A 20,662-nucleotide genomic window follows, 5' to 3' on the forward strand; every position below is an offset into this window, starting at 1 on the left:
TGGATGTCAATATTTCCTCTATGGATCCTCGTGACGGTCAGTGTACTATGCATGCTCTGGATATTCGATCTCTTGATCGACCTTGGGCTGCCTCGACAAGATGCAGGCTGGATTAACATCGCTATCGTGGGAATGTACCTTACAGGTTATTTTGCCGGCGAGCTGTATGTCTATCTGGATCGAACGTATGTAGATGGAAAGCAATCCTATACCCCGGGTGACGACATGAAGTCCGGATCCTTCAAGAAACGAATCCTCCTTCAGTTCGACATATACCTCTTTGTGATCCTAACCATCCTATGTTTCAATTGGATTCACGGCTTATTCAGATCTCTTACATTGCCATCGTGGTATGCCTATTACCTGCACATATCTTTCCTATGCTTATACTGGTTCGGCTATGGTTGCCGTCTTTTCCGAGCGTATCTCCTTACAAAATAAAGAGGGCACCGCATGGATGCCCTCTTTATCGAACAGGGAGTAAAAAACCTCGTTCGGCTAAGCGTCAGCCCTTTACTTCTTCCCCCGGTTGGCCGCCTCCTCCAGACGGCGGAACCGTTTCAGATCAGCCTTCCGAATCGGAATCGGCTCGCGGCTCAGCAGCTTCACCACGGCAATGACCAACAGCAGCAGCAGCACCGTAAACGGCAATGCCGCAATCAATGAAGCCGTCTGTAAGGCTTCCAGCCCGCCCGCATACAGCAGTACACCTGCTATCGCTGCCATGAGCGTGCCCCACACGATTTTTGCAATGTGCGGAGGGTTCAGGCTGCCATAGGTGGTCATGCTGGATAAGATGTAAGTTGCTGAGTCCGCTGATGTTACCAGGAACGTCAGAATGAGTAAGATCGCCAGCACATTCATGACCATGGAGAAGGGTAATTGGTTAAAGAGCTGAAACAGAGCAGATGTCACATCTGCATTAACGGCTGCAGCAATCCCGGTGCTCTCGTGCAGATCAAACCAGATCGCCGTCCCGCCGAATACCGCGATCCATAGACAGGCAATGACCGGCGGCACAACCATCACGCCCACAATGAATTCACGAATCGTTCTTCCCTTGGACACCCTCGCCACGAAAGCTCCCACATACGGAGACCAAGCAATCGCCCAGGCCCAGTAAAAGATCGTCCATTCCCGTACCCACGTGCCTTCAGCGTAGGGTTGAAGCCGCAGGCTGTACGATACGAAATTCGTAATGTAATCGCCTAGCGCCAATGTAAAGGTCTCCAAGATGAAAACGGTGGGACCACTAACAAACACAAACAATAAAAAAATGAGCGCCAACGCGAGGTTCAGGTTGCTTAAGTATTTAATCCCTTTATCCAATCCCGTTGTGGATGAGATCATATAAGCGACAAAAATAAGCCCCAGCATCATTAACTGCAACCCGACACCATTGTTCACTCCCATAATCGTGTTCAAACCACCGCTCATCTGCAGGACGCCAAGTCCAATGGAAGTCGCGATGCCCATGACCGTTGCAATCACCGCAAGGATATCAATTGTATTCTTCACTGCGGGCTTCGAGCCGGTGACAGGCTCCAGCGCTGTCGACACCAGCCCATCCTTCTGCTTACGGTACTGAAGAAACGCGATCACAAGTCCGACAAGGGCAAACACCGACCACTGACTAATCCCCCAATGAAAAAAAGAATAGCCCATAGCCACACGCGCCGCGTCCACACCTTGTGCTTCGACGCCTCCGAACGGCGTCTTAAAAAAATGGCTCATGGGTTCAGCCACGCCCCAAAACACCAGCCCTACACCAAACCCCGCAGAGAACAGCATTCCAATCCAGGTGAAGAACGGATACTCGGGCTTCTCCTTATCTCCGCCAAGGCGAATCGTTCCGTATTTACTGGCTGCCACCCAGATCAAAAAGATAATAATCACAAAGATCGAGAGCAGATAGAACCAGCCGAACGTATTCGTCGTAAATCTGTACAAATACCCTGCCACTTCACCAAATGCTCCAGGCATAGCAGCCCCTAGAATAGCAAGAATGGCAATGATAACGGCCGAAACCGTAAACACGATGTTCTTCAATAAACTCCCTTTCATATGCTCCACCTCAGGCTATTAAGTCATCCATTCCTATACAGTATTTGTATTTAAACCAAAATTGATGTACTTAATCGGTGAATGTGTGCAGTAATGGGTAGTACTTCGAAAGGAAGCGATCTTGAAGCCTATTCGTTAGGGACCTGTTTCGTATCGATATACTGTTGTCCCAGAATGACCATTTGCTCAAGCACCGCTTTGAAATGGATACCGAACTCCGTTATGGAGTATTCCACCTTGGGGGGTACCTCTTGATACACCGTCCGTTTCACGATGCCGTTCTCCTCTAATTCCCGCAATTGAACGGTAAGCACATGCCTTGATACTTCCGGTATTCTCCGATGCAGCTCACCAAAACGCAGCGTTTCCTGAAACAGTTCATACAGTACTCGAGGCTTCCACTTTCCACTAATCATGTGCAAGCCTACTTCAGCCGGGCACCCATACCGCTCATCCTGATATGGCATATGTATTGCTGAACCCCCTTTAAGTCATTGGTCATAAATAGATGACTAAGTCATAAAATTCTGCGTACTTATCACAGCTTTTATTTTCAGATAGGCTATTGCTATCATCATACAGAAAGAGGAGATTCAATGAAACCATCCATTCCCGCAAGCCGAGTCTGGAAGCCGGAGGAGATGAATGCCGCATTTGCTGATGCATATAACTCAGGGGACATCGATCAAGTGCTGGCGTTGTATGAACCGAACAGTATTCATGTCCACAGCAATGGAAGCTTGGAGATCGGAATTCATTCCTTCCGCCATACGCTGGAGGAACTGCTGCTGCTTCAAGGCAAGATGGTCTCCACCAATCTATACTGCATCCCTTTTGAAAATATCGCTATGCTGCGTGCCCATTTCATCTTGCATACCGTGAACCCGGATGGCCAACCTCTTGTGCTGCAAGGTTATACCTCCGAGGTCGTGAGACAGCAGCCTGATGGAAGCTGGTTGTACATTGTGGACCATCCGTTTGGTTCGGATGTTATGGAATGAAGGTAATTATACAGTTACCTTAGTAACCGGGCTGGTAAATCATCAAGGGATCACCAGCCATGTTATGCTATCTAGCTACAAACCAATTTTCTGGCTCAGGTGTTATGGTCACAAGCACTTGGCCAACTTGGCCTGGCTGCGGATCAACCGCAGGTTGTCCGGCAACAGGAGTTCCTCCCCCGTTACCACCGTTTCCGCCGTTGGCCCCACCTCCACCGCCAACGGTAACAATGCCTGTTACACCCATTGCATTCACTCCGCCCATACCACCATTCAGCTGGAGTGTCCCCGTAACTGTTGGAGAAACGGTTGATATAAGGTGGATAACACCACCACTTCCGCCTCCGCCGCCACCTTCGCCATCTCCGCCATTACCATCCCAACCGATAGCCCCGTTCCCTCCAGCCGCCGCAAGGGTTCCCGCAATGGTTATGCTATTCTTAGCAGCAATCAATATAAAGCCCCCAGCACCACCCCCGCTACCGACTATACCGCTACCAGCAGAGAGTGGGTTTACTCCATGATTTCCGTTAGCAGTAATCAGGGCCCCATTGGCAATTACGACTTGGCCCTGGGCAGCCAAAATCAAACTACCTCCGCCTTCTCCGCCACTGCCTAACAAAGTTCGGCTCCCAGCCCCACCGCCAGCTGCTGTTGGAATGACCTGTGCTGCTTGCAGTGATCCGAGTCCAATTCCGCCGTTATATGGTCCTGCAGCAGCAGCGGATATTCCCTCGTTTGGTGAGCCATTGCCAGAGTCTGCTGCACCGGGAAGAACCGTAACTACACCACTTATCACGAGATCCCCCGATGATTGGATCGTGATGCCGCTTGGAATGATAAGTGTCCCCGCAATTTCTACTCTGGAGAACTGCAGATTTGTTCCAGAAGGCAATGCTGCAAGAGAGCCTGGAACACTTAAATCCACAACCTGGCCACTGTTTATGAGCAATTCACCGGCTGAGCCATCCCCATAAACAGCAAGCGAACCATCTACCCCCTGCGGCCCAAGCGGCCCTTGTGGTCCTGCCGGACCAATCAAACCTACCGCTGCTTCCGATAAACCCTGAATCCCTTGAGGACCCTGAGGGCCAACAGGCCCTACGGGACCAATCGGTCCGACCGCTCCTGGCCTTCCCCGAAATCCCCGGAGACCACGTTGCCGGATTCCCCTTACCTTGGATTTCTTGCAGTGAAAATATCGTTTTGAATGATTACGGTTATGACTATATTTGCTTGGTAAGGGTGCACTTCTTGAATGAACAGGTTTAACTTTACATCTTAACAAGTGACCACTACCTCCCTCCGTCGTTCAACTCAGTGTATGCACTCAAGACCAGACAAGAGGTGGTCAGGTGACTAGCAAGCGGCCTATTTTACATGTGGATGTTCTTCATGGAATCGGAGGGAATATCCCTTCTATAGCAATGCAGTAATTTAAAACAAGATAAGGCTGCATGTTATTATGCGGTTGATTTCCTCAGTAGGAGCAATAGCGCCCGGGCTCATGAATGAATTAGTGACTTCGTGATACGTCAAGCTGTCAGAGAGCGCCCATGTTCGATCCACAGGTAACACACTATTAGCTGGATTGGCGCTTCCCATTGCTTGATGCGTATGGCTGGGAAGCTCCGCGTCCGTTAGGGTATGGAACTCCTCTCCACCATTCTCTCCTATCGGGAAGTCGGTGCCTCGATGAACAGCAACTCTCCCCCTTAAATCCGGGAGCGCAAAATGGGTCGTGCCGTTCCCCCCGTACGTTGTCCCCAGCAGAGAAAACAAGGCTGTATTCTGAGCAATCGGCAATAACTGCCCGTCACAAAACGCCCACCCATCGGGAGCAAAATTAAAAGCGAATAAGCGAATTTCACCTAAGAACGGATCTGCCATTATATGTTACCTCCTGTCCTCTCTGTCGAAGCGCTCCACTCCATGTGTACATAAACATCATCTCCCCCTCTTATCCGGAATCCTATGCGTTCATATAATGCTATAGCTGGATTTGAGCGGATAACATGGAGACGGATGGACTTCGAGTCTGTCCTGGCCATATCCTGTAAATGAACCAGGGCTGCCGTTCCTATACCCTGATTCCCGAATTCAGGCAAAATCGAGATGTCGACCAGGCGAATTTCGGCAGGTGTTTCATGTACAATGACTCGCCCAGCCTGTAGCTGGTTATTCATAAGAATCAGGTGCGATGCTTGAGGGAACTGCAGTGCATAGGAGCGCTGCTGGAGATCAAACTGCATGCGCAGAAACACCTCCATTTCCTGCTCTCCCCATCCCCAGGAGGAAACTTCTCTAAGGCGTGTGCTGCGGTACAGCTCATATAAAAACGCTGTATCTTCCTCGTTAGCATCAATCATATTGATCATGGGATTATACGATACCTGCCCCTGCCTAAAAGTCGATAACCCCTAGGTTATCGCGGTACTTCAGTTTATGCGGATAAAGAAAGTAAGGTACAATAATCCAGAATATGTCGTGCTTTGCCTGTCACACACCTTTACTACGGAACAAAAAAAGCAACCCAACTGTGTCTTAAACAGCCGAATTGCTTCTTCAGATTCATTGCATTATTCCTTCACGAATTCCTTCGTGCTGCGCACGGTATCGATTGGACGAACCATACTCTCAATCTGTTCGCGCTTTGGCTCCAGGAATGGAGGCAGGGACAATTTCTCGCCAAGAGTTTCATATGGCTCATCACCCATGAAGCCTGGACCGTCGGTTGCAAACTCAAACAGAATTTGGGGTGCAACTCGCGCATACAAGGACTGGAAGAAATAGCGGTCTACAAAGCCCGACGTATGAAATTGGAAGTCGTCAAGACGCTTGATCCAATGTTCCAGCACCGAGCGGTCCTCTACACGGAAAGCCGCGTGGTGTACAGTGCCGAAGCCCTGCTGAGCTCTTGGAAGCACGGCGTTGTACTCGACAACCACCTGGGCGCCATTGCCGCCTTCACCAACCTCAAACAGATGAAGCGAGCCTTCCTTGCCGATTTCTTTGAATTCGAGCACTTTCTCCATCATTTCCTTGAAATAATCGAAGTTGGACACCCGTACAAACACCGGGCCGAGTCCTGTAATCGCATGCTCCAACGGAATCGGTCCCTTCTGCCAAGGAGTTCCTGAAGCCACGCCCTCGTTGTTCTCATCGGAGATGAGCTGATACTGCTGATCGTCAAAATCAACAAAGGCGAGTGTTTTTTTGCCAAACAATTCTTGAATGCCTTGATGCTTTACATCCAGCCGGTCAAATCGCTTGATCCAATATTCGAGCGCTGCATCGTTAGGAACACGGAACGAGGTTTTGTAAATCTCGTCTGTACCGTGTCTGCCCTGCGGGATGCCCGGAAAGTCGAAGAATGTCATATCGGTGCCGGCATTGCCCTTGTCATCCGCGAAAAACAGGTGGTATGTCTGAATATCGTCCTGATTAACTGTTTTCTTCACAAGTCGCATACCGAGCACATAGGTGAAAAACTCGTAGTTCTTCTCGGCACTGCTCGTAATGGCTGTTACGTGGTGAATTCCTTTTAATCCGTTCATGGTTAAATTCCTCCGTCTCTTCTATTTAGAAAGTGTTTGCCCGACCTTCAAAAATTATTATTTCGATTTAAAACATCTTTAATTTAAGATAATGTTATCACGAGAACTCTGTTCCGTCAACCTTCTAAATTCAATATCTTATTTTGGTCGTGAATGATGATATAAAAAAACGGTCGGACATAAAGACATCCGGCCGTTCTATTTCTATCCTTATAAGAGTCTCCTCATGTCCGTTATATGCCAGTATTGGATAATCCAATGACAGGAAACAGCTCGATGCGTTGATGGGTCTCCTCGTGATACAGCCATCCATCCCGAACATGGTCCACAAATAATATGCCGTTCAGGTGATCAATCTCGTGCTGCATACATCTGGCCAGATAATCTTCACCTTCCAGGATCACCGTCTGGCCTTGACGATTTAGTGTCTTTACTTTAACCTTATTGGCCCTCTTCACATATCCGTAATACCCCGGGTAAGACAGACAAGCTTCGGGGCCCATCTGTTCCCCGTCCATCTCTACGATTTCCGGATTAATCAGCTCGATCAACCCTTCTCCGCAGTCCATGACAATAAGCCTTCGTAATATACCGATTTGGGGTGCGGCAAGACCAGCGCGCCCTTCACTGTCATACAGTGTCTCTGCCATATCATCCAGAATCTTCAATGCTCTGGCGTTTACGGTATCGACTGGCCGGGCGATCTTTCGTAAGATCGGATCACCGAATGGCACAATAGCTTTAACCGTCATTCACTTAAGCCCCCTTAGTTCTAGAAGGAGGTGTATGCACCCATAAGTCACCTGGAGTACACTCTAAGGTTGTGCAAAGGGCATCTAACGTCTCTGCCTTCATCTGCCTGGGCTGGTTCGTCAGCAATGCACTAATGGAAGCAGCTGATAAGCTGTAATTCGCCTTCTCTTTCATCAGCCGCGCCAAAGCCGCTCCCGACCATATCCCTCTCTCCGCCATCACATTACGTAGCATCCATTCGAGCAAAGGGTCCCCCTCCCGTTCCATGAAAAATATTAGCTCATACCTTATTTTATTAGGTACTGCCTAATATCTCAAGCCTAATTTTTAGGAGCTAACGAAAGTCGTTCTCTCCAAGATCTTAATGATCCTTAAGAGACACTTAATCGGAAACGAGTTCAGCTTGAACAATCAAACGATGTGTAGCCTCGTAGAGAGGATCGCAAGTGATCAGTGTAATGATCTGCTCATCCGAATCTCCTTCCAGAACAGATACATCGGTCGGCTCCACGATGGAAATCTGGTTGACTCGGTAAATCAATTCACGGCCATCCGTCTTAATGATGATCTCATCCCCGTATGTGAGCTCATTCAATCGATTGAATAGACGTCCGGTCTTATGGGCCCGGTGGGCTGCAATGGCAGCATTACCGGCTTCTCCGAGTCTTGCCGTCCCCGTAACGCGAGCAGCTGCATTCTTCATATTCGATTGGGTTGCTCCCTCCAGAATAGGAAGCTCTAACTCTAGTTTGCTAATGGTGATAATGCCGATAGGTGAACCTTCTTCATAACCGGTTTGTTCCTCTTGTGTTGAGGCCGCTGCCTCTCCCTCGTCCAGGATACGGGACAGCTCCTTGTAATGAACAGCAACATTATCTCGAGCGGAACTCTGTTGAGCCTCAGCTTCAATTTGCGCTGCTTGCTTTAGTAAATCCCTCTGTTGGCGGTCTGCATTCCAATCGCGAAGGATCGGATATAAGAATATGAGAAGCCCAACAAGAATCAAGACAACCGAAAGCTTTCGCATGAAGAGCCCTCCTTCCCTATTACGATTGAAATTTAAATCCCCCTCTCCAGTTACACGCAGGGAGAAGGGGATGATATCATCAAATTATTGACGTTTGTTACGCAGACGGCGGCTTAAGATGAAGCCTGTAAGCATGAGTGCCAGTCCTCCGAGTTGGAACGGTTCTGGATTGCTCTCTCCTGTTTTTGGGAGCATCGCAATCGGGCCGCTTTCCGGCTTAGTTTCTTGAACCGGATTCCGATTTGTATCATTCTCGGCGGATGGTGTAGAAGGATCTTGCGGATTCGCCGTCTCGTTCCCAACCAGGGTGTCATCTTCTTCCGGTACCTCTACAGGTATTGGTTCTGGATCAACTTCGCCCGGTACGACGGGATCAGTTTCTCCAGGTCGTACAATTTCCCCAGGAACGTTTGGCGTTTCTTTATCGTTATTACCACCTGGTGATTCGGTTCCACCCGGTGATGTACCTGGGTTTGGATCTGGATTGCCCGGATTTGGATCCGGGTTCCCTGGATTTGGATCCGGATTGCCCGGATTTGGATCCGGGTTCCCTGGATTTGGATCCGGATTGCCCGGATTTGGATCCGGGTTCCCTGGGTTTGGATCCGGATTACCCGGGTTTGGATCCGGGTTCCCTGGGTTTGGATCTGGATTGCTCGGATTTGGATCCGGGTTCCCTGGGTTTGGATCCGGATTACCCGGATCCGGTCCTGGCGTAACGCTATCCTTGCTGTTCGTTATGGTGATTCGCTTGACGTTGCCAGTCTGTTTAATGCTTGAATCGATCGTAATGGTTGTAGTTGCTTGATCAATTACATATCCTTGAGGAGCCGAAGTCTCCTTCAGAATGTAATCGCCGTAGAGCAGCTTCGTAAACAAAGCCTTCCCAGCTGCATCGGTTGTAAGCGTCACTTCAGGACGCTTGCCTTGCGTGTCTTGGAGAACAAACGTTGCTCCTTCCAATATAAGCGACGGATCAGCCCTGTCCACCTTCAAGACCTCCAGACTTCCTCGAACGCCCGAACCGCTGCCGGAGCCAGAAGACATGCGAACTTCGAATCTTTGTTTACTATCTGTAATTCCAGCCGTAATGCCTTTACCTTCAAAGCCAGCCGAGTTGCTGACAACTTCCCGGTCGGCAGCGTCGATCAGCGTCTCGTATTCCAGAATGTAAGGACGATCTATCGGGCTCAAGAATTCCAATACAAACTTCTCGGTATCGCCATAAATGAAATTCAGTTTATAATCCGAATGATTAACGAGTTTGTCCGTCTTCGTGACCGTTCCGTCCACCGCAACCTTGGTCTCGTACAAACGGAAGGAATCCTCCACCAAGATCAGGTTGCCCGACGGCTCGTCGCTGACTTTGGCTGCTTCCACGTAGGACTGACCCCGATTAATATGCAGCGTCCATTCAATCTTTTCGCCGTTTTGGACCCCGGTCTTCGCAACATACTCTCCGCCCCGCGGAACTCTAGCTGAACCATTCCAGTTGGAGACAGGCGTATTGTCGTCCATCAATATCGCTTCGTTGGCGATAGATTCCCGCTCTATGATTCGATCACCCAACGCGGTTTTAAACGTGATCAGGAACGGAGCGTCAATCTTGTCCTTAAAGGCAATTTGCAGCTCATTGCCGTTCGCCTCCGACGGCTCCGTTATCGAATACTGAGTGGATGGGATTACAACCCCTCTATTTGTTTTCCCTGAAGCGTCTACATTCAGATTATACACTTCTAATGACCCATCGACGTACTGCTGTGGTGAAACCAGCTTGTCCTTAACGACAGGTTTGTCAACACTATTGAAATTGTAGTTCCCCTGGATGGTCCAGGTAATCTCCTTATAAACGGCATCATAAGCTCCTGATTTATCCCCGTTTCCAACAGTCAATGGGTTAGGCTTCAGGCTTACGTTTCTAGTCGTCGAGAACGGCTTGCTGCCTTCTTCCCAGGATAAATCGGCGCGATTCCAAAAGCTCTGGTCATCCTTATTTTGGCGGAGATCATAGTCAAACTTGGTTGTGTACGTGATAATGATCGCCTTGTCAACAGGCTTAAGGAATTCTACGGTAAAGCCCTGGTTAGGGGTGCTCGCATCCACCGTATAATCCAAACCCTCATCCCAAAGGGTACCGACAGCATCCTTTACAACGATGGGGCCAGTCAGCTCAAGCCCGCCATTCGTAAACATGTCCTTCAGTATCACGTTGTCCATGCTGTAAGTGTCCTGGTTGAGCGTGATTTGCCATTTGATCGTTTTATCCTTGTAATCGAAGCCATCGTTGCTTTTGATGAGCGCTTTACTCTGCATCAATTGCTTGGCTTCCCTTGTTACACCGTTTCCGTACACACTGTTCGTTACAGTTTCGTCCTTAATAACACGCCCACTTGCCTTGGTCTGGTAGGTAATCTCATGCTCAGTGGTAATGTCTTTTTCAAACTTCAGATCGAATCCGGTTTTCCCTCCGCTGTTAACCAACGGCGTAAGGACATAATCTGTTCCTTCCGTGAGAATCGCACCTGTCTGTGTATCCTTGACTTGGAGCGAACCGTTTACCAACTCTTGCGTTGAGTTAAAACGATCTTCAAGTCTAGCATCTACTTCCGGAATGGTGGTTTCGCGGGAATTGTACAGGATGGACCAGTCGATGGTCCGGTCGTTTTCATCATACAATACGACTTCTTTCGCAAGTAACTCCCCACGGTCAATCGTCTGTTTATTCTCGGCATAAGCCTTCTGCTGACCGTTATCGGACAAAGTTGCCGTATTGAGGAATTCCGTTGTATCGCCAGCGGCAATCGTCGTAGAGTACTCGATTTGATACGCCGAATTCATCGGCGAACTCTTGGTGACGACTAATTTTGAAGCATCGGAAGTGTCGATACTAAACTCTCCGACGGCCGCTTCGGCGCCAACCGCGGTGCTGCCATCCACATTAACGGTCAGGTTGTTGATCTTAACAGAGCCTGTTTCCAGCGTAAGCCCGGAAGGAATCAAATCCTCTATAACGGGCTTGTCTATCCGTTCCAAGACCGTATTGACTTGAAGCGTCCACAAGATCGTGGAAGGTTTGCCTCTGCCATCATTGACAACCTTGCCGTTCTTGCCCAGAAGATTGCCTTTTGCCGGCTTCACCGGGATAATGATCTGCTTCACGCCATCCCGAAGCTCAATCGGAATTTCAACGTCCGGAGTACCGCCGCCGATCCCCTCTTGGCTAAGCTCCGTCTGGAATTTCAGCTTTCCCCGGACTTCGGCATTATCCACCAGAGAGTTGAACGTCATCACAACATGACCGTCCACAGATACGGTGAAGGTTCCCACATCCCCGATGTCCGTCTCAAGAACCCCGTTGATGCTGTTGTACAGTTTGAATGCCTTGGGCAGGTCGAACTCAAACGTTGAGCCATCCACATAGTTATGATTGTCCCCAAGCTCCCAATCGTAGAGCAGGATGGCGTCGGAGCCAAGCTCTACCCGACCCGCATCCGGATTGTAGACCGAGTCGATGACGGTCCCCTTCGAATCCTGGACAGTGACATTTGTCAGAATGCTCTGCCCTGCGGCTGAACCGTATACCGCGTTGGTAACGGATACTCCATTACCCGGATCCGATGCAGGATTACCCGCTCCAGCCGCACTGACTCTCTGGCCGTTAAACATACCAAGGCCCGTACCAAATATACCTTGGACCATCAAGATGACAATGAGAGCCAGCATGCTTCCTTTCTTTTTCATAGTTTAACTCCACCTCTAAGTATGATTTCATCTGTTTTTAGTAGAATATTATGACAAGTGGCAATGTGAACAGATGCTACAGCCTGTAATCATACATGGTGGAACTCGACAATTTCTCTACAACAAACAGATTAAGCTGGTTTCGACTTGTTCCGCCCAAGCGCTTTACGACTAGCGCTCTTAGATCTCCCGGCAAGGCTGGTCCCGATCACCCCGATAATGACGAGTGCTGCGCCGATGACATGATAATAAGCCAGCTCCTCATTCAAAAAGGCGACACCTCCGAAAATCGTGACCACGGTAGCCAGATTGTTAAAGATGCCCATGCGGGATGCCTCCATCTTGGATAAGGAATAATTCGACAGTAGCGATGTCCCGAGAGAGGACAGAATGCCAAGATACAAAACGGCCCATACGAAGGACGGATGCATGAACGGGTCAAAATAATGTACAAGCGTCCCCTGCGCAGCATGTTGAGCGGCCGACATCAGGTTAAACAGCACGAATCCGATCATCGACATGATGAACGTTATATCCAGTACCGGCTGCTTCTGCGTCAGCTTGCGGGCCATCACGCTGTAAACGGCGTTGGATAGCGCCGACATCAGAATTAGCACAATCCCAAGTGTACTCGAGGCCTCGAAGGAAACCCCCTTCAACACGAAGATAGAGATGATCCCTGTCACCGACAACACGGTAAACAGCTTCTGTGCCCAGCTGGAGCGTTCCTTTAATAGCAGCGATGCCAAGAGCATCGTAAAGATCGGTACCGTAGCGTGAATGATTCCGGCCTCGGCCGAAGAGGTGTATACCAAACCGAAGGTTTGCAGCGTAAAGAACAGGAACGGATAGAATATCGCCAGCGGCACGATGGTCAGCAGCCTTTTCAGATCCAGCGGGACCTTTCTACGGGCTATGAGTAGCGCGAGCGATGCGGCAATGAACGAAATGGTGAATCGGTGTGCCAGCGTGTCCAGCGGGTTAGCATGGATCAGCGCCAGCTTTACAAACATAAACGAAAAACCAATGATGGCCGTATATCCTAACGCGGCGGCATAGGCACGGCTTGTATGCGGTATATTCATAATATGTGTTCTCCTTCATCTTCTCTTTTGCAGGACAACCAGAAGGTTGATGCATTTGCTACTTATCTTACGGCAGGGAGAACCCCATTACGATTTGAAATAACTGCAACTGTACCGGTACAGTTCATACGATGAAGGAAGGAATGACAAAAAGGCTGTTTCCCACCATTCCAAGATGATAGGAAACAGCCCCGCTATACTTTAACTTGTATACGTTTCATAACAGGCATACCCAGGCCAGCCCGTTATCCATAACAATCAGCGCTAATCACGTTTAATCGAAATCCAGCCATCACCCTCGAGGTGAAGCGTCGCACCGAGCGCTTCTGCCATAAACCGGAGCGGAACGAAGGTAGATCCGTTGGTATGAACGAATGGAGCTTCCTGCAGCGTCACGTTTTTACCGCCGACGCTGGCTGTTTTGGAGCCCACGGTCAATACGATTTCTTCCCCTGTCAGATCATTAATGACTGTAATTTTCTTGGAGCCTTTGCTCCACTTCACTTCGGCATCCAATTGGTCTGTCAAGTAACGAAGCGGAACGAAGCTCTGATTGTTCTTCTTGATTACACCATATCCATATTCATCGCTTACGGGACTAAGAAACATCGTTTTGTGCGTGATCTTCAGATCATCCTTCAACACATTATAGATAAGGGAGTCCTTTTCAAAGTTCCGCAGCACTTGACCCGGTGTCACCGAATCATTCAGAACGTCCAGCACGCCTTTGGACGTGTCCACCTGATTGGCCTTCACTGCGCCGCCGATATTCCAGACCTCACCTTCGGAATACACCTTGAATGCTTTCAATGGCAGGTCCTCGGAAGCCGGTAGCGCGACAGTCAGCTCCAGCGCATTCTTGCGTGTATTCAGCTGCTCATCGAAGTAGTAGTCCAGCTTGAGGACCGTATCCTTACCAAAGACGGTTTCGGATCCCGGTAGCTCCTCCAATAACTGTTCCTTCTGTTCATCATAGTTCTCCGTGAATTCGATCAGTGCGCCATGCACGATCTCGTAGAGCGATGCGACGACCTCCTCCTTGGATTCCTGTGGCAGGAGTTCTACGTCTTCGCCATAGGCCTCGCCGATGCTGGTTATCATCGGATAAATGGCATCATACGCATCGCCGATCACTTGCTTCAAGCCGGCTTCATCCTTAAGCAGACTTTCGGCGAAAGGCTTAACCATGTTCAAGATCTCTTCACCGGTCAGCTCCATGTGGAGATGCGTCAGGTTCAGGCTTTCCCCGTTCACCTTCTCCTGAGCGGACTTCACCGCAATTGTTGATGGATTTGGAAAATGCTTCAGCACAAGTCCTGCAGCCTTCTTCACGACATCCTGAATCGCCTGTTCGTATTGGCTGGTATCAGGCAATCCGGGAACGGTCGTATCCATCGATAAATAGAACGGCTGCTTGGCGCCTTCTAATTGAATCGCCATTCCTTTGGAATCCATGGACACATGAAGCGGAATCTTCTTGTCCGAATATTGGATACTGCCCTGAATGGACACCGTTTTGCTATCCTGCACGATGGCATGGTCCATATTCAGAGATAACGAATTAATGAGATCAATCGCTTCTTTATCTTCAGTCGATAGGGCCTTGTCCGATGGCACCACCTCGAATCGAATACTTGCCTTGGATTCGCTGGATTTAACATCGAGACTGGTAAGCAACGCCTTGTTGATATCCAGTCCCCCGACGGCCTGACATCCTGTCATAACAACCAGCACAGCTGCAATGAGTACAGTCAACCACTTGAACTTCTTATACATAACGATATTTGTCCCCTCCCAGGTCATAGGCTCATTTCTATTATGGGAAGGTAGGAAATGTTTGTAAATAGGTATTTAAGCCTCGTCATATACGCACACGCGGATGGGTCCCACAGATAGCACATATCGACATTTTGCTATACACTGGGAATGAAAACTGTAGTAATTTGCAAGCAATAGTCAGCTTTTTTAGCACCGGGAAAGCTTGCTGAAGGGCTTTGAACAACCTTATAAAGCGTGGTGAATCTCTTGTTTAAAATTATGTTAATCGAAGACGATGTGACCCTATTCCATGAAGTGCAGGAGCGACTGTCTCAATGGTCGTATAACGTTTATGGCGTACAGGATTTCAGCGCCGTACTTCAGGAGTTTACAGCGGTTCAACCCGATCTGGTCATCATCGACATCCAGCTGCCGAAGTTTGACGGGTTCCATTGGTGCCGAATGATTCGCTCCCACTCGAACGTGCCGATTATCTTCCTGTCTTCCCGCGATCATCCGACCGATATGGTGATGTCCATGCAGCTTGGAGCCGACGATTTCATTCAGAAGCCGTTCCACTTTGATGTCCTGATTGCCAAAATCCAGGCCACTCTGCGCCGGGTATACAATTACAATACCGAACGGACCGAGCTGAGAACTTGGCGCGGAGCCACCGTCGAATTCGGTAAAAATACCATTAGCAGCCCTCAGGGCACCGCTGAACTGACAAAGAATGAGATGTTCATTCTGAAAATCCTCATGGAGCGAAAAAATCAAATCGTCAGCCGTGAGGATCTGATCAAGAGTTTATGGGACAACGAGCATTTTGTCAGCGATAATACGTTAACGGTCAACGTCAACCGGCTGCGCAAGAAGCTGGAGCCCCTCGGACTTGATCCCTACATTGAAACCAAGGTGGGACAAGGGTATATCGCCACGGAAGAGGCCCATGCATGATGATCGCCTACATCCGGGAACGACTAAGCTGGATTCTGTTCTTCGTGTTTCTGCAGCTGCTGTTCCTGTTCATAGCCGCCGTGGACTCCCAGATCCCGTTCTTGCCCATCCTTTATATCGTGTTTCTGTCGGTGCTGTTCTTCCTGGTGTTCCTGTTCGTGAGGTACAACCGGGAAACCAAGTTCTACAAAAGCCTCCAGACGTGGGATGACACCTACGATTTAGCCGCCATCAGCGAGCCGGAGCACCCCTTTGAAGCGATTGCCATGGACATCCTCTCCCTTCAAACGGAGCGCTTCAAGAAGGAATCCTCCATGCGTCTAATGGAGATACAGGGGGAGAAGGACGATCTGCTATCCTGGATTCACGAAGTGAAAACGCCGCTCACCACGATGCAATTGATGATCGAGCGCATGGAAGATGAGACGTTAAAGGCTCAGCTCCAGTATGAGTGGCTTCGCATCCACCTGCTGCTTGACCAGCAGCTGCACCAGAAGCGCATCCCCTTTATCCGGAATGATCTGCTGATCGAGGAATTCGCGCTTGAGCCGATCATCTTCCAGGAAATACGTGCGCTCAAGTCCTGGTGCATGCAGAAAGGGATCGGATTTGACGTTTCCCTTGAGGTAACGGAAGTGCTCAGCGATGCCAAGTGGCTGGGCTTTATCATCCGCCAGCTGCTGACCAACGCGGTCAAATACAGCAACGCTTCGGACATCCTCATCGAGAGCGATCTCACGGATGACCATGTCAGACTTGCCATCCAGGATGCCGGACGCGGCATTGATCCGAAGGACATGCCCCGTATTTTCGACAAAGGCTTCACTTCGACCACCTCGCATCAGGACAGTGCCGCAACCGGCATGGGGCTCTATTTGACGCAAAAAGTAGCCGATGCCCTGCTGATTCGCATTCAGGTGGAATCAAGGCTCGGCATCGGCACCACCTTCACCTTGATCTTTCCGAAACGGAATGATTTCGTTAGCATGACCGGCATGTGACAACAATGTCACATGCTTTTGCACTTTGTTCGGCGAATCGAAGGAAAAGGCGCTGCGACTCCTTTATGATAAGGACAGATAACGAAGGAGTGAGTGAAATTGGCAATTCTTGAAGCAAACCAAATTCATAAAAGCTACGGCAACAAATTCAATAAACAGGAAGTGCTGAAGGGTATCGATATCCGCGTGGATAAAGGCGAGTTCGTCAGCATCATGGGCGCATCGGGCTCGGGGAAAACCACGCTGCTGAACGTGCTTTCCTCGATCGATAAAGTGAGCCTCGGCAGCATCAAGATCGAGGGTAAAGAGTTTACGGGCCTGAAGGAAAAGGAGCTGGCGGAGTTCCGGAAGCACCATCTGGGTTTTATTTTTCAGGAGTACAACCTGCTGGATACATTAACCGTCAAGGAAAACGTGCTGCTGCCGCTCTCCATTAAGAAAGTCTCGAAAAAAGAAGCGGATCAGAAATTCCAGCGCATCGCGACCGAGCTTGGCATCTACGAACTCAAGGATAAATATCCGAACCAAATCTCCGGGGGACAGAAGCAGCGAACCTCCGCGGCTCGCGCATTTATCCATGATCCCAGCATTATTTTTGCCGATGAGCCGACGGGCGCGCTGGACTCGAAGTCCGCTTCCGATCTGTTGAACAAGCTAAGCGAATTAAATCAGAAGATCGATTCCACGATCATCATGGTTACCCATGATCCCGTGGCCGCCAGTTATTGCACCCGGGTCGTCTTCATTAAGGATGGACAGATCTATACCCAGCTGAACAAGGGTGAGCAGTCCCGGCAGGCCTTCTTCAATGACATCATCAAAACTCAGGGCGTGCTAGGCGGTGTTCAGAATGAACATTAATTATCTGATCTACCGGAATTTGAAGAAGAATATCAAGAATTACTACCTGTACGTATTTGCGCTCATCTTCAGTGTAGGCCTGTATTTCTCGTTTGTCACACTGCAATATGACCCAGCCATGAATGAAGTGAAAGGATCGGTCAAGGGTGCAGCCGGGCTTGGAGCCGCCTCCGTGCTGCTCGTGGCGATCGTTGCCATCTTCCTGCTGTATGCCAACACGATTTTTATTAAACGGCGCAGTAAAGAGATCGGACTGTTTCAGCTCATCGGACTGACCAAAGGCAAAATATTCCGGATCCTCAGTGCGGAGAACCTGATTCTGTATTTCGGCTCCATGGTCATCGGCATCTTTGCCGGCTTCGCGGGTTCGCGCTTAATCCTGATGATTCTGTTCAAGGTCACCGGCGTTGATACCGAGGCGGCTCTATCCTTCTCCACGGAGGCGCTGATCCAGACCGTGATTGTGTTTGCCGCCATCTACGTTCTAATTATGATCATGAATTATACATTCATCAAAAGACAGAGCATTCTGTCCCTCTTCCGAGCCGTATCCACGACCGAGAACCAAATTAAGAAAATGTCCTTCGCCGAAATGTTATTCGGACTGCTCGGCATCGGACTCATACTTTTTGGTTATTATGTCTCGACCAAGCTGTTCAGCGGAGATTTCACCAACATGAACGAGTTGTTCATGGCCATGATCCTGATCCTGGGATCGGTTATCATCGGGACTTATCTGTTCTATAAAGGGTCGGTCAGCTTCCTATTCAACGCGATCCGGAAGAGCAAGGGCGGTTACTTGTCCCTGAACGATGTGCTGTCCCTCTCCTCCATCATGTTCCGCATGAAATCGAATGCGCTGCTGCTGACCATCATTACGACCGTATCCGCACTCGCGATCGGACTATTGTCACTCAGCTATATCTCGTACTATTCTGCGGAGAAATCGGCCGAGCAGAGCGTGCCCAACCATTTTGCGGTTGCGGACCAGAAGGATCTTGCGGCTTTCATTCAAGCGCTTACCGATGAAGACATCGAATTTAAGCAGACAAACCGCGACGTGATTCAAGTGAATGCCGATCTATCCAAGATTATCGGCGCCAGCCTGGAGATCTCTGGTCAAGTGGATTCCAGCTCCATGATCATCCCGGTAATCAGTGATGCCAGCGTCGAAGGCAAGGATGTTTCCCCCGAGGAGACGTTGTTCACGGGATACAGTGACGCGATCCAGCAATTTATGGCCATTCAGACCACAGGGGAAATTGAACTCATAAGCTCCAAACAAAGCTTTAAGCAGAAGCTAATCGGCTTGGACAAGGAAGCCTACGTATCCCATTATTTTGTAAACGGCGGGCTGCCGACGGCGATTGTGGACCAGACCGTATTTGATAAGCTGGTTCAGGATCTGGATCCGAAGATCCAGAAGAAGACCAATGTCTATCACGGCATTGATATTGTGGATCCAAACGCTGTGGATCAGGCCAATCAAATCTTTAAGAGCGTAGGCATTAACGAGGGAACAGGGAACCTCTCTCAGACGGAACTGGTCTTCAACCAGAAGAGCAATATGGGTTTAATCATGTTCATTGTGGCATTCCTGGGACTTACCTTCCTGATTACTTCAGGATGTATCCTGTACTTTAAGCAGATGGATGAAGGTGAAGAGGAGAAGCCGAATTATACCATTCTCCGGAAGCTGGGCTTCACGCAAGGAAACCTGCTGAAGGGGATTCAGATCAAGCAGCTGTTCAACTTCGGCATTCCGCTGGTCGTCGGATTGTCCCACAGTTACTTCGCCGTTAAGTCCGGCTGGTTCTTCTTCGGAAACGAGCTCTGGCTGCCCATGGTCATGGTTATGCTGCTGTATACGGCACTGTATTCCATATTCGGGTTGTTATCGGTCATGTTCTATAAACGGGTAATTAAAGAAGCGTTATAAACGAGGTGCATGGGTGGGCCCAGGAAGATTCGGGTACCATCCATGCATTTTTCGTGTGCAGGGAGATGTCATTAGCAACCTGGGAGCAACGAAGCTGTACGAGATTTCAACCGTGGAACACCTTCAAGGGTGACAAAAACCGCGGATTACCATTCTAAGGGGGTACAGCTCTTCTGCAGCTTGCGAATATACGCAATCTGACCGATATGATAGGCATTGTGCGTAGCAGCATTGCCCACAATCTCCCACCACTTGGCCGGTTCCGGAAATCCATCCACTTCCTGCTCTAGCTTGGCCGCTGACAACAGCTCCTGCCATTGCAGCAAAACCTCAAGCAATCGGTCTCTTAGCTCGGCGAAGGTTGCGTTATCCGGAATGATAAAGCTTTTATGGTTGTCTCCAATAGAAGGAACGGCATCGACCCGCGATTCGCGGTACCGCGTCTGCCACGTTTCATTCCAATACAGCAGATGCTGTATGATCTCGACAATGCTGTGACTATCGTTGGCAGGTGTCCAGAACGCTTCATCCTCGGTCAGATGTTTCACGGATTGCTGGAACGGGATATGCCAGCTGGGATCATTTGCGTTCGCTAACAGTTGATTCATTAGAACATCATTTGCATGCGCCATGGGTCATTCACTCCTTCATAGCCTGATAATGAGCAGCATCACAAACCATGACTAATTTTACTATAGGTTGAAGTCCTGTGATTCGCAGAAAATGATTAAAATCATTCTTTCTCGACTAGCCTGTCAGCAGAGGCGTCTACCTCATCGTTGTTCGCTCGTTGATCGATAGAATTCGGTTTACCGTTAAACCTATAAAATTGCTTTTTTTATTTTTTTGGAATCTCATATAACATTTCAGTGTGCTAATCCATCTAATCTTATAGAGGGCCCTCAAAAGGAGATGAAA

General features: G+C 49.2%; 17 protein-coding genes and 1 pseudogene. 5 read left to right on the plus strand and 13 right to left on the minus strand.

The features are described 5' to 3' along the window. Positions 1-513: 513 nt before the first annotated feature. Both MKY82_RS32800 and MKY82_RS32805 read right to left on the minus strand, forming a co-directional pair. Complete coding sequence (locus tag MKY82_RS32800; RefSeq protein ID WP_194540115.1) at positions 514-2,064, minus strand: BCCT family transporter; 1,551 nt, start codon at positions 2,062-2,064, stop codon at positions 514-516. A 128-nt stretch (positions 2,065-2,192) separates the two neighbouring features. Further along, entirely contained in the window at positions 2,193-2,531 is a 339-nt protein-coding gene (locus tag MKY82_RS32805) for a helix-turn-helix domain-containing protein (RefSeq protein WP_339220572.1), read from the minus strand. Positions 2,532-2,660: 129 nt separating this feature from the next. Between MKY82_RS32805 and MKY82_RS32810 the strand changes: the two genes are divergently transcribed. Then, the gene (locus MKY82_RS32810; protein ID WP_220687167.1) at positions 2,661-3,065 is read left to right on the plus strand and encodes a DUF4440 domain-containing protein; all 405 of its coding nucleotides are present in this window, start codon (positions 2,661-2,663) and stop codon (positions 3,063-3,065) included. 67 nt (positions 3,066-3,132) lie between these two features. Here MKY82_RS32810 and MKY82_RS32815 read toward each other — a convergent pair whose 3' ends face one another. From MKY82_RS32815 to MKY82_RS32860, 10 genes and pseudogenes are all read right to left on the minus strand, one after another. Next, positions 3,133-4,353, minus strand: coding sequence for a hypothetical protein (locus MKY82_RS32815; protein WP_339295139.1), 1,221 nt, complete (start codon positions 4,351-4,353; stop codon positions 3,133-3,135). Between the two features lie 105 nt (positions 4,354-4,458). After that, positions 4,459-4,955 (minus strand): annotated as a pseudogene (locus MKY82_RS32820) (tail fiber protein). Beyond that, positions 4,955-5,443, minus strand: a complete 489-nt coding sequence (locus MKY82_RS32825; RefSeq protein ID WP_339295140.1) for a GNAT family N-acetyltransferase — start codon at positions 5,441-5,443, stop codon at positions 4,955-4,957. The pseudogene MKY82_RS32820 and the gene MKY82_RS32825 overlap by 1 nt, the downstream one beginning before the upstream one ends. A gap of 201 nt (positions 5,444-5,644) precedes the next feature. Beyond that, positions 5,645-6,622, minus strand: a complete 978-nt coding sequence (locus tag MKY82_RS32830) for a ring-cleaving dioxygenase (protein ID WP_194540121.1) — start codon at positions 6,620-6,622, stop codon at positions 5,645-5,647. A 233-nt stretch (positions 6,623-6,855) separates the two neighbouring features. Further along, positions 6,856-7,374, minus strand: a complete 519-nt coding sequence (gene def / locus MKY82_RS32835) for a peptide deformylase (protein ID WP_220687163.1) — start codon at positions 7,372-7,374, stop codon at positions 6,856-6,858. A 4-nt stretch (positions 7,375-7,378) separates the two neighbouring features. After that, the gene (locus MKY82_RS32840; RefSeq protein WP_071220536.1) at positions 7,379-7,621 is read right to left on the minus strand and encodes a helix-turn-helix transcriptional regulator; all 243 of its coding nucleotides are present in this window, start codon (positions 7,619-7,621) and stop codon (positions 7,379-7,381) included. 136 nt (positions 7,622-7,757) lie between these two features. After that, positions 7,758-8,402, minus strand: coding sequence for a class D sortase (locus tag MKY82_RS32845; protein WP_339220574.1), 645 nt, complete (start codon positions 8,400-8,402; stop codon positions 7,758-7,760). 84 nt (positions 8,403-8,486) lie between these two features. After that, the gene (locus MKY82_RS32850) at positions 8,487-12,143 is read right to left on the minus strand and encodes a collagen binding domain-containing protein (RefSeq protein WP_339295141.1); all 3,657 of its coding nucleotides are present in this window, start codon (positions 12,141-12,143) and stop codon (positions 8,487-8,489) included. Positions 12,144-12,274: 131 nt separating this feature from the next. Then, complete coding sequence (locus tag MKY82_RS32855; protein ID WP_339295142.1) at positions 12,275-13,228, minus strand: DMT family transporter; 954 nt, start codon at positions 13,226-13,228, stop codon at positions 12,275-12,277. A gap of 264 nt (positions 13,229-13,492) precedes the next feature. Beyond that, complete coding sequence (locus MKY82_RS32860; protein WP_233354689.1) at positions 13,493-15,004, minus strand: copper amine oxidase N-terminal domain-containing protein; 1,512 nt, start codon at positions 15,002-15,004, stop codon at positions 13,493-13,495. A gap of 249 nt (positions 15,005-15,253) precedes the next feature. On the opposite strand from MKY82_RS32860, the gene MKY82_RS32865 reads away from it, so the two are divergent. The 4 genes from MKY82_RS32865 to MKY82_RS32880 all read left to right on the plus strand — a co-directional run bounded on the left by MKY82_RS32865 (position 15,254) and on the right by MKY82_RS32880 (position 19,744). Further along, entirely contained in the window at positions 15,254-15,943 is a 690-nt protein-coding gene (locus tag MKY82_RS32865; protein ID WP_194544985.1) for a response regulator transcription factor, read from the plus strand. Next, entirely contained in the window at positions 15,940-16,944 is a 1,005-nt protein-coding gene (locus MKY82_RS32870; protein ID WP_339295143.1) for a sensor histidine kinase, read from the plus strand. Before MKY82_RS32865 ends, MKY82_RS32870 begins: the two co-directional genes overlap by 4 nt. Before the next feature lie 99 nt (positions 16,945-17,043). Then, the gene (locus tag MKY82_RS32875) at positions 17,044-17,805 is read left to right on the plus strand and encodes an ABC transporter ATP-binding protein (RefSeq protein ID WP_009591195.1); all 762 of its coding nucleotides are present in this window, start codon (positions 17,044-17,046) and stop codon (positions 17,803-17,805) included. Then, the gene (locus MKY82_RS32880; RefSeq protein ID WP_339295144.1) at positions 17,795-19,744 is read left to right on the plus strand and encodes an ABC transporter permease; all 1,950 of its coding nucleotides are present in this window, start codon (positions 17,795-17,797) and stop codon (positions 19,742-19,744) included. The genes MKY82_RS32875 and MKY82_RS32880 overlap by 11 nt, the downstream gene beginning before the upstream one ends. 146 nt (positions 19,745-19,890) lie before the next feature. Here MKY82_RS32880 and MKY82_RS32885 read toward each other — a convergent pair whose 3' ends face one another. Further along, positions 19,891-20,376 (minus strand): DinB family protein, encoded by a 486-nt coding sequence (locus MKY82_RS32885; protein ID WP_220687158.1) that lies wholly within the window; start codon positions 20,374-20,376, stop codon positions 19,891-19,893. Between the last annotated feature and the right edge of the window lie 286 nt (positions 20,377-20,662).

The organism is Paenibacillus sp. FSL W7-1279 (assembly GCF_037969845.1).
Lineage (GTDB): Bacteria > Bacillota > Bacilli > Paenibacillales > Paenibacillaceae > Paenibacillus_AQ.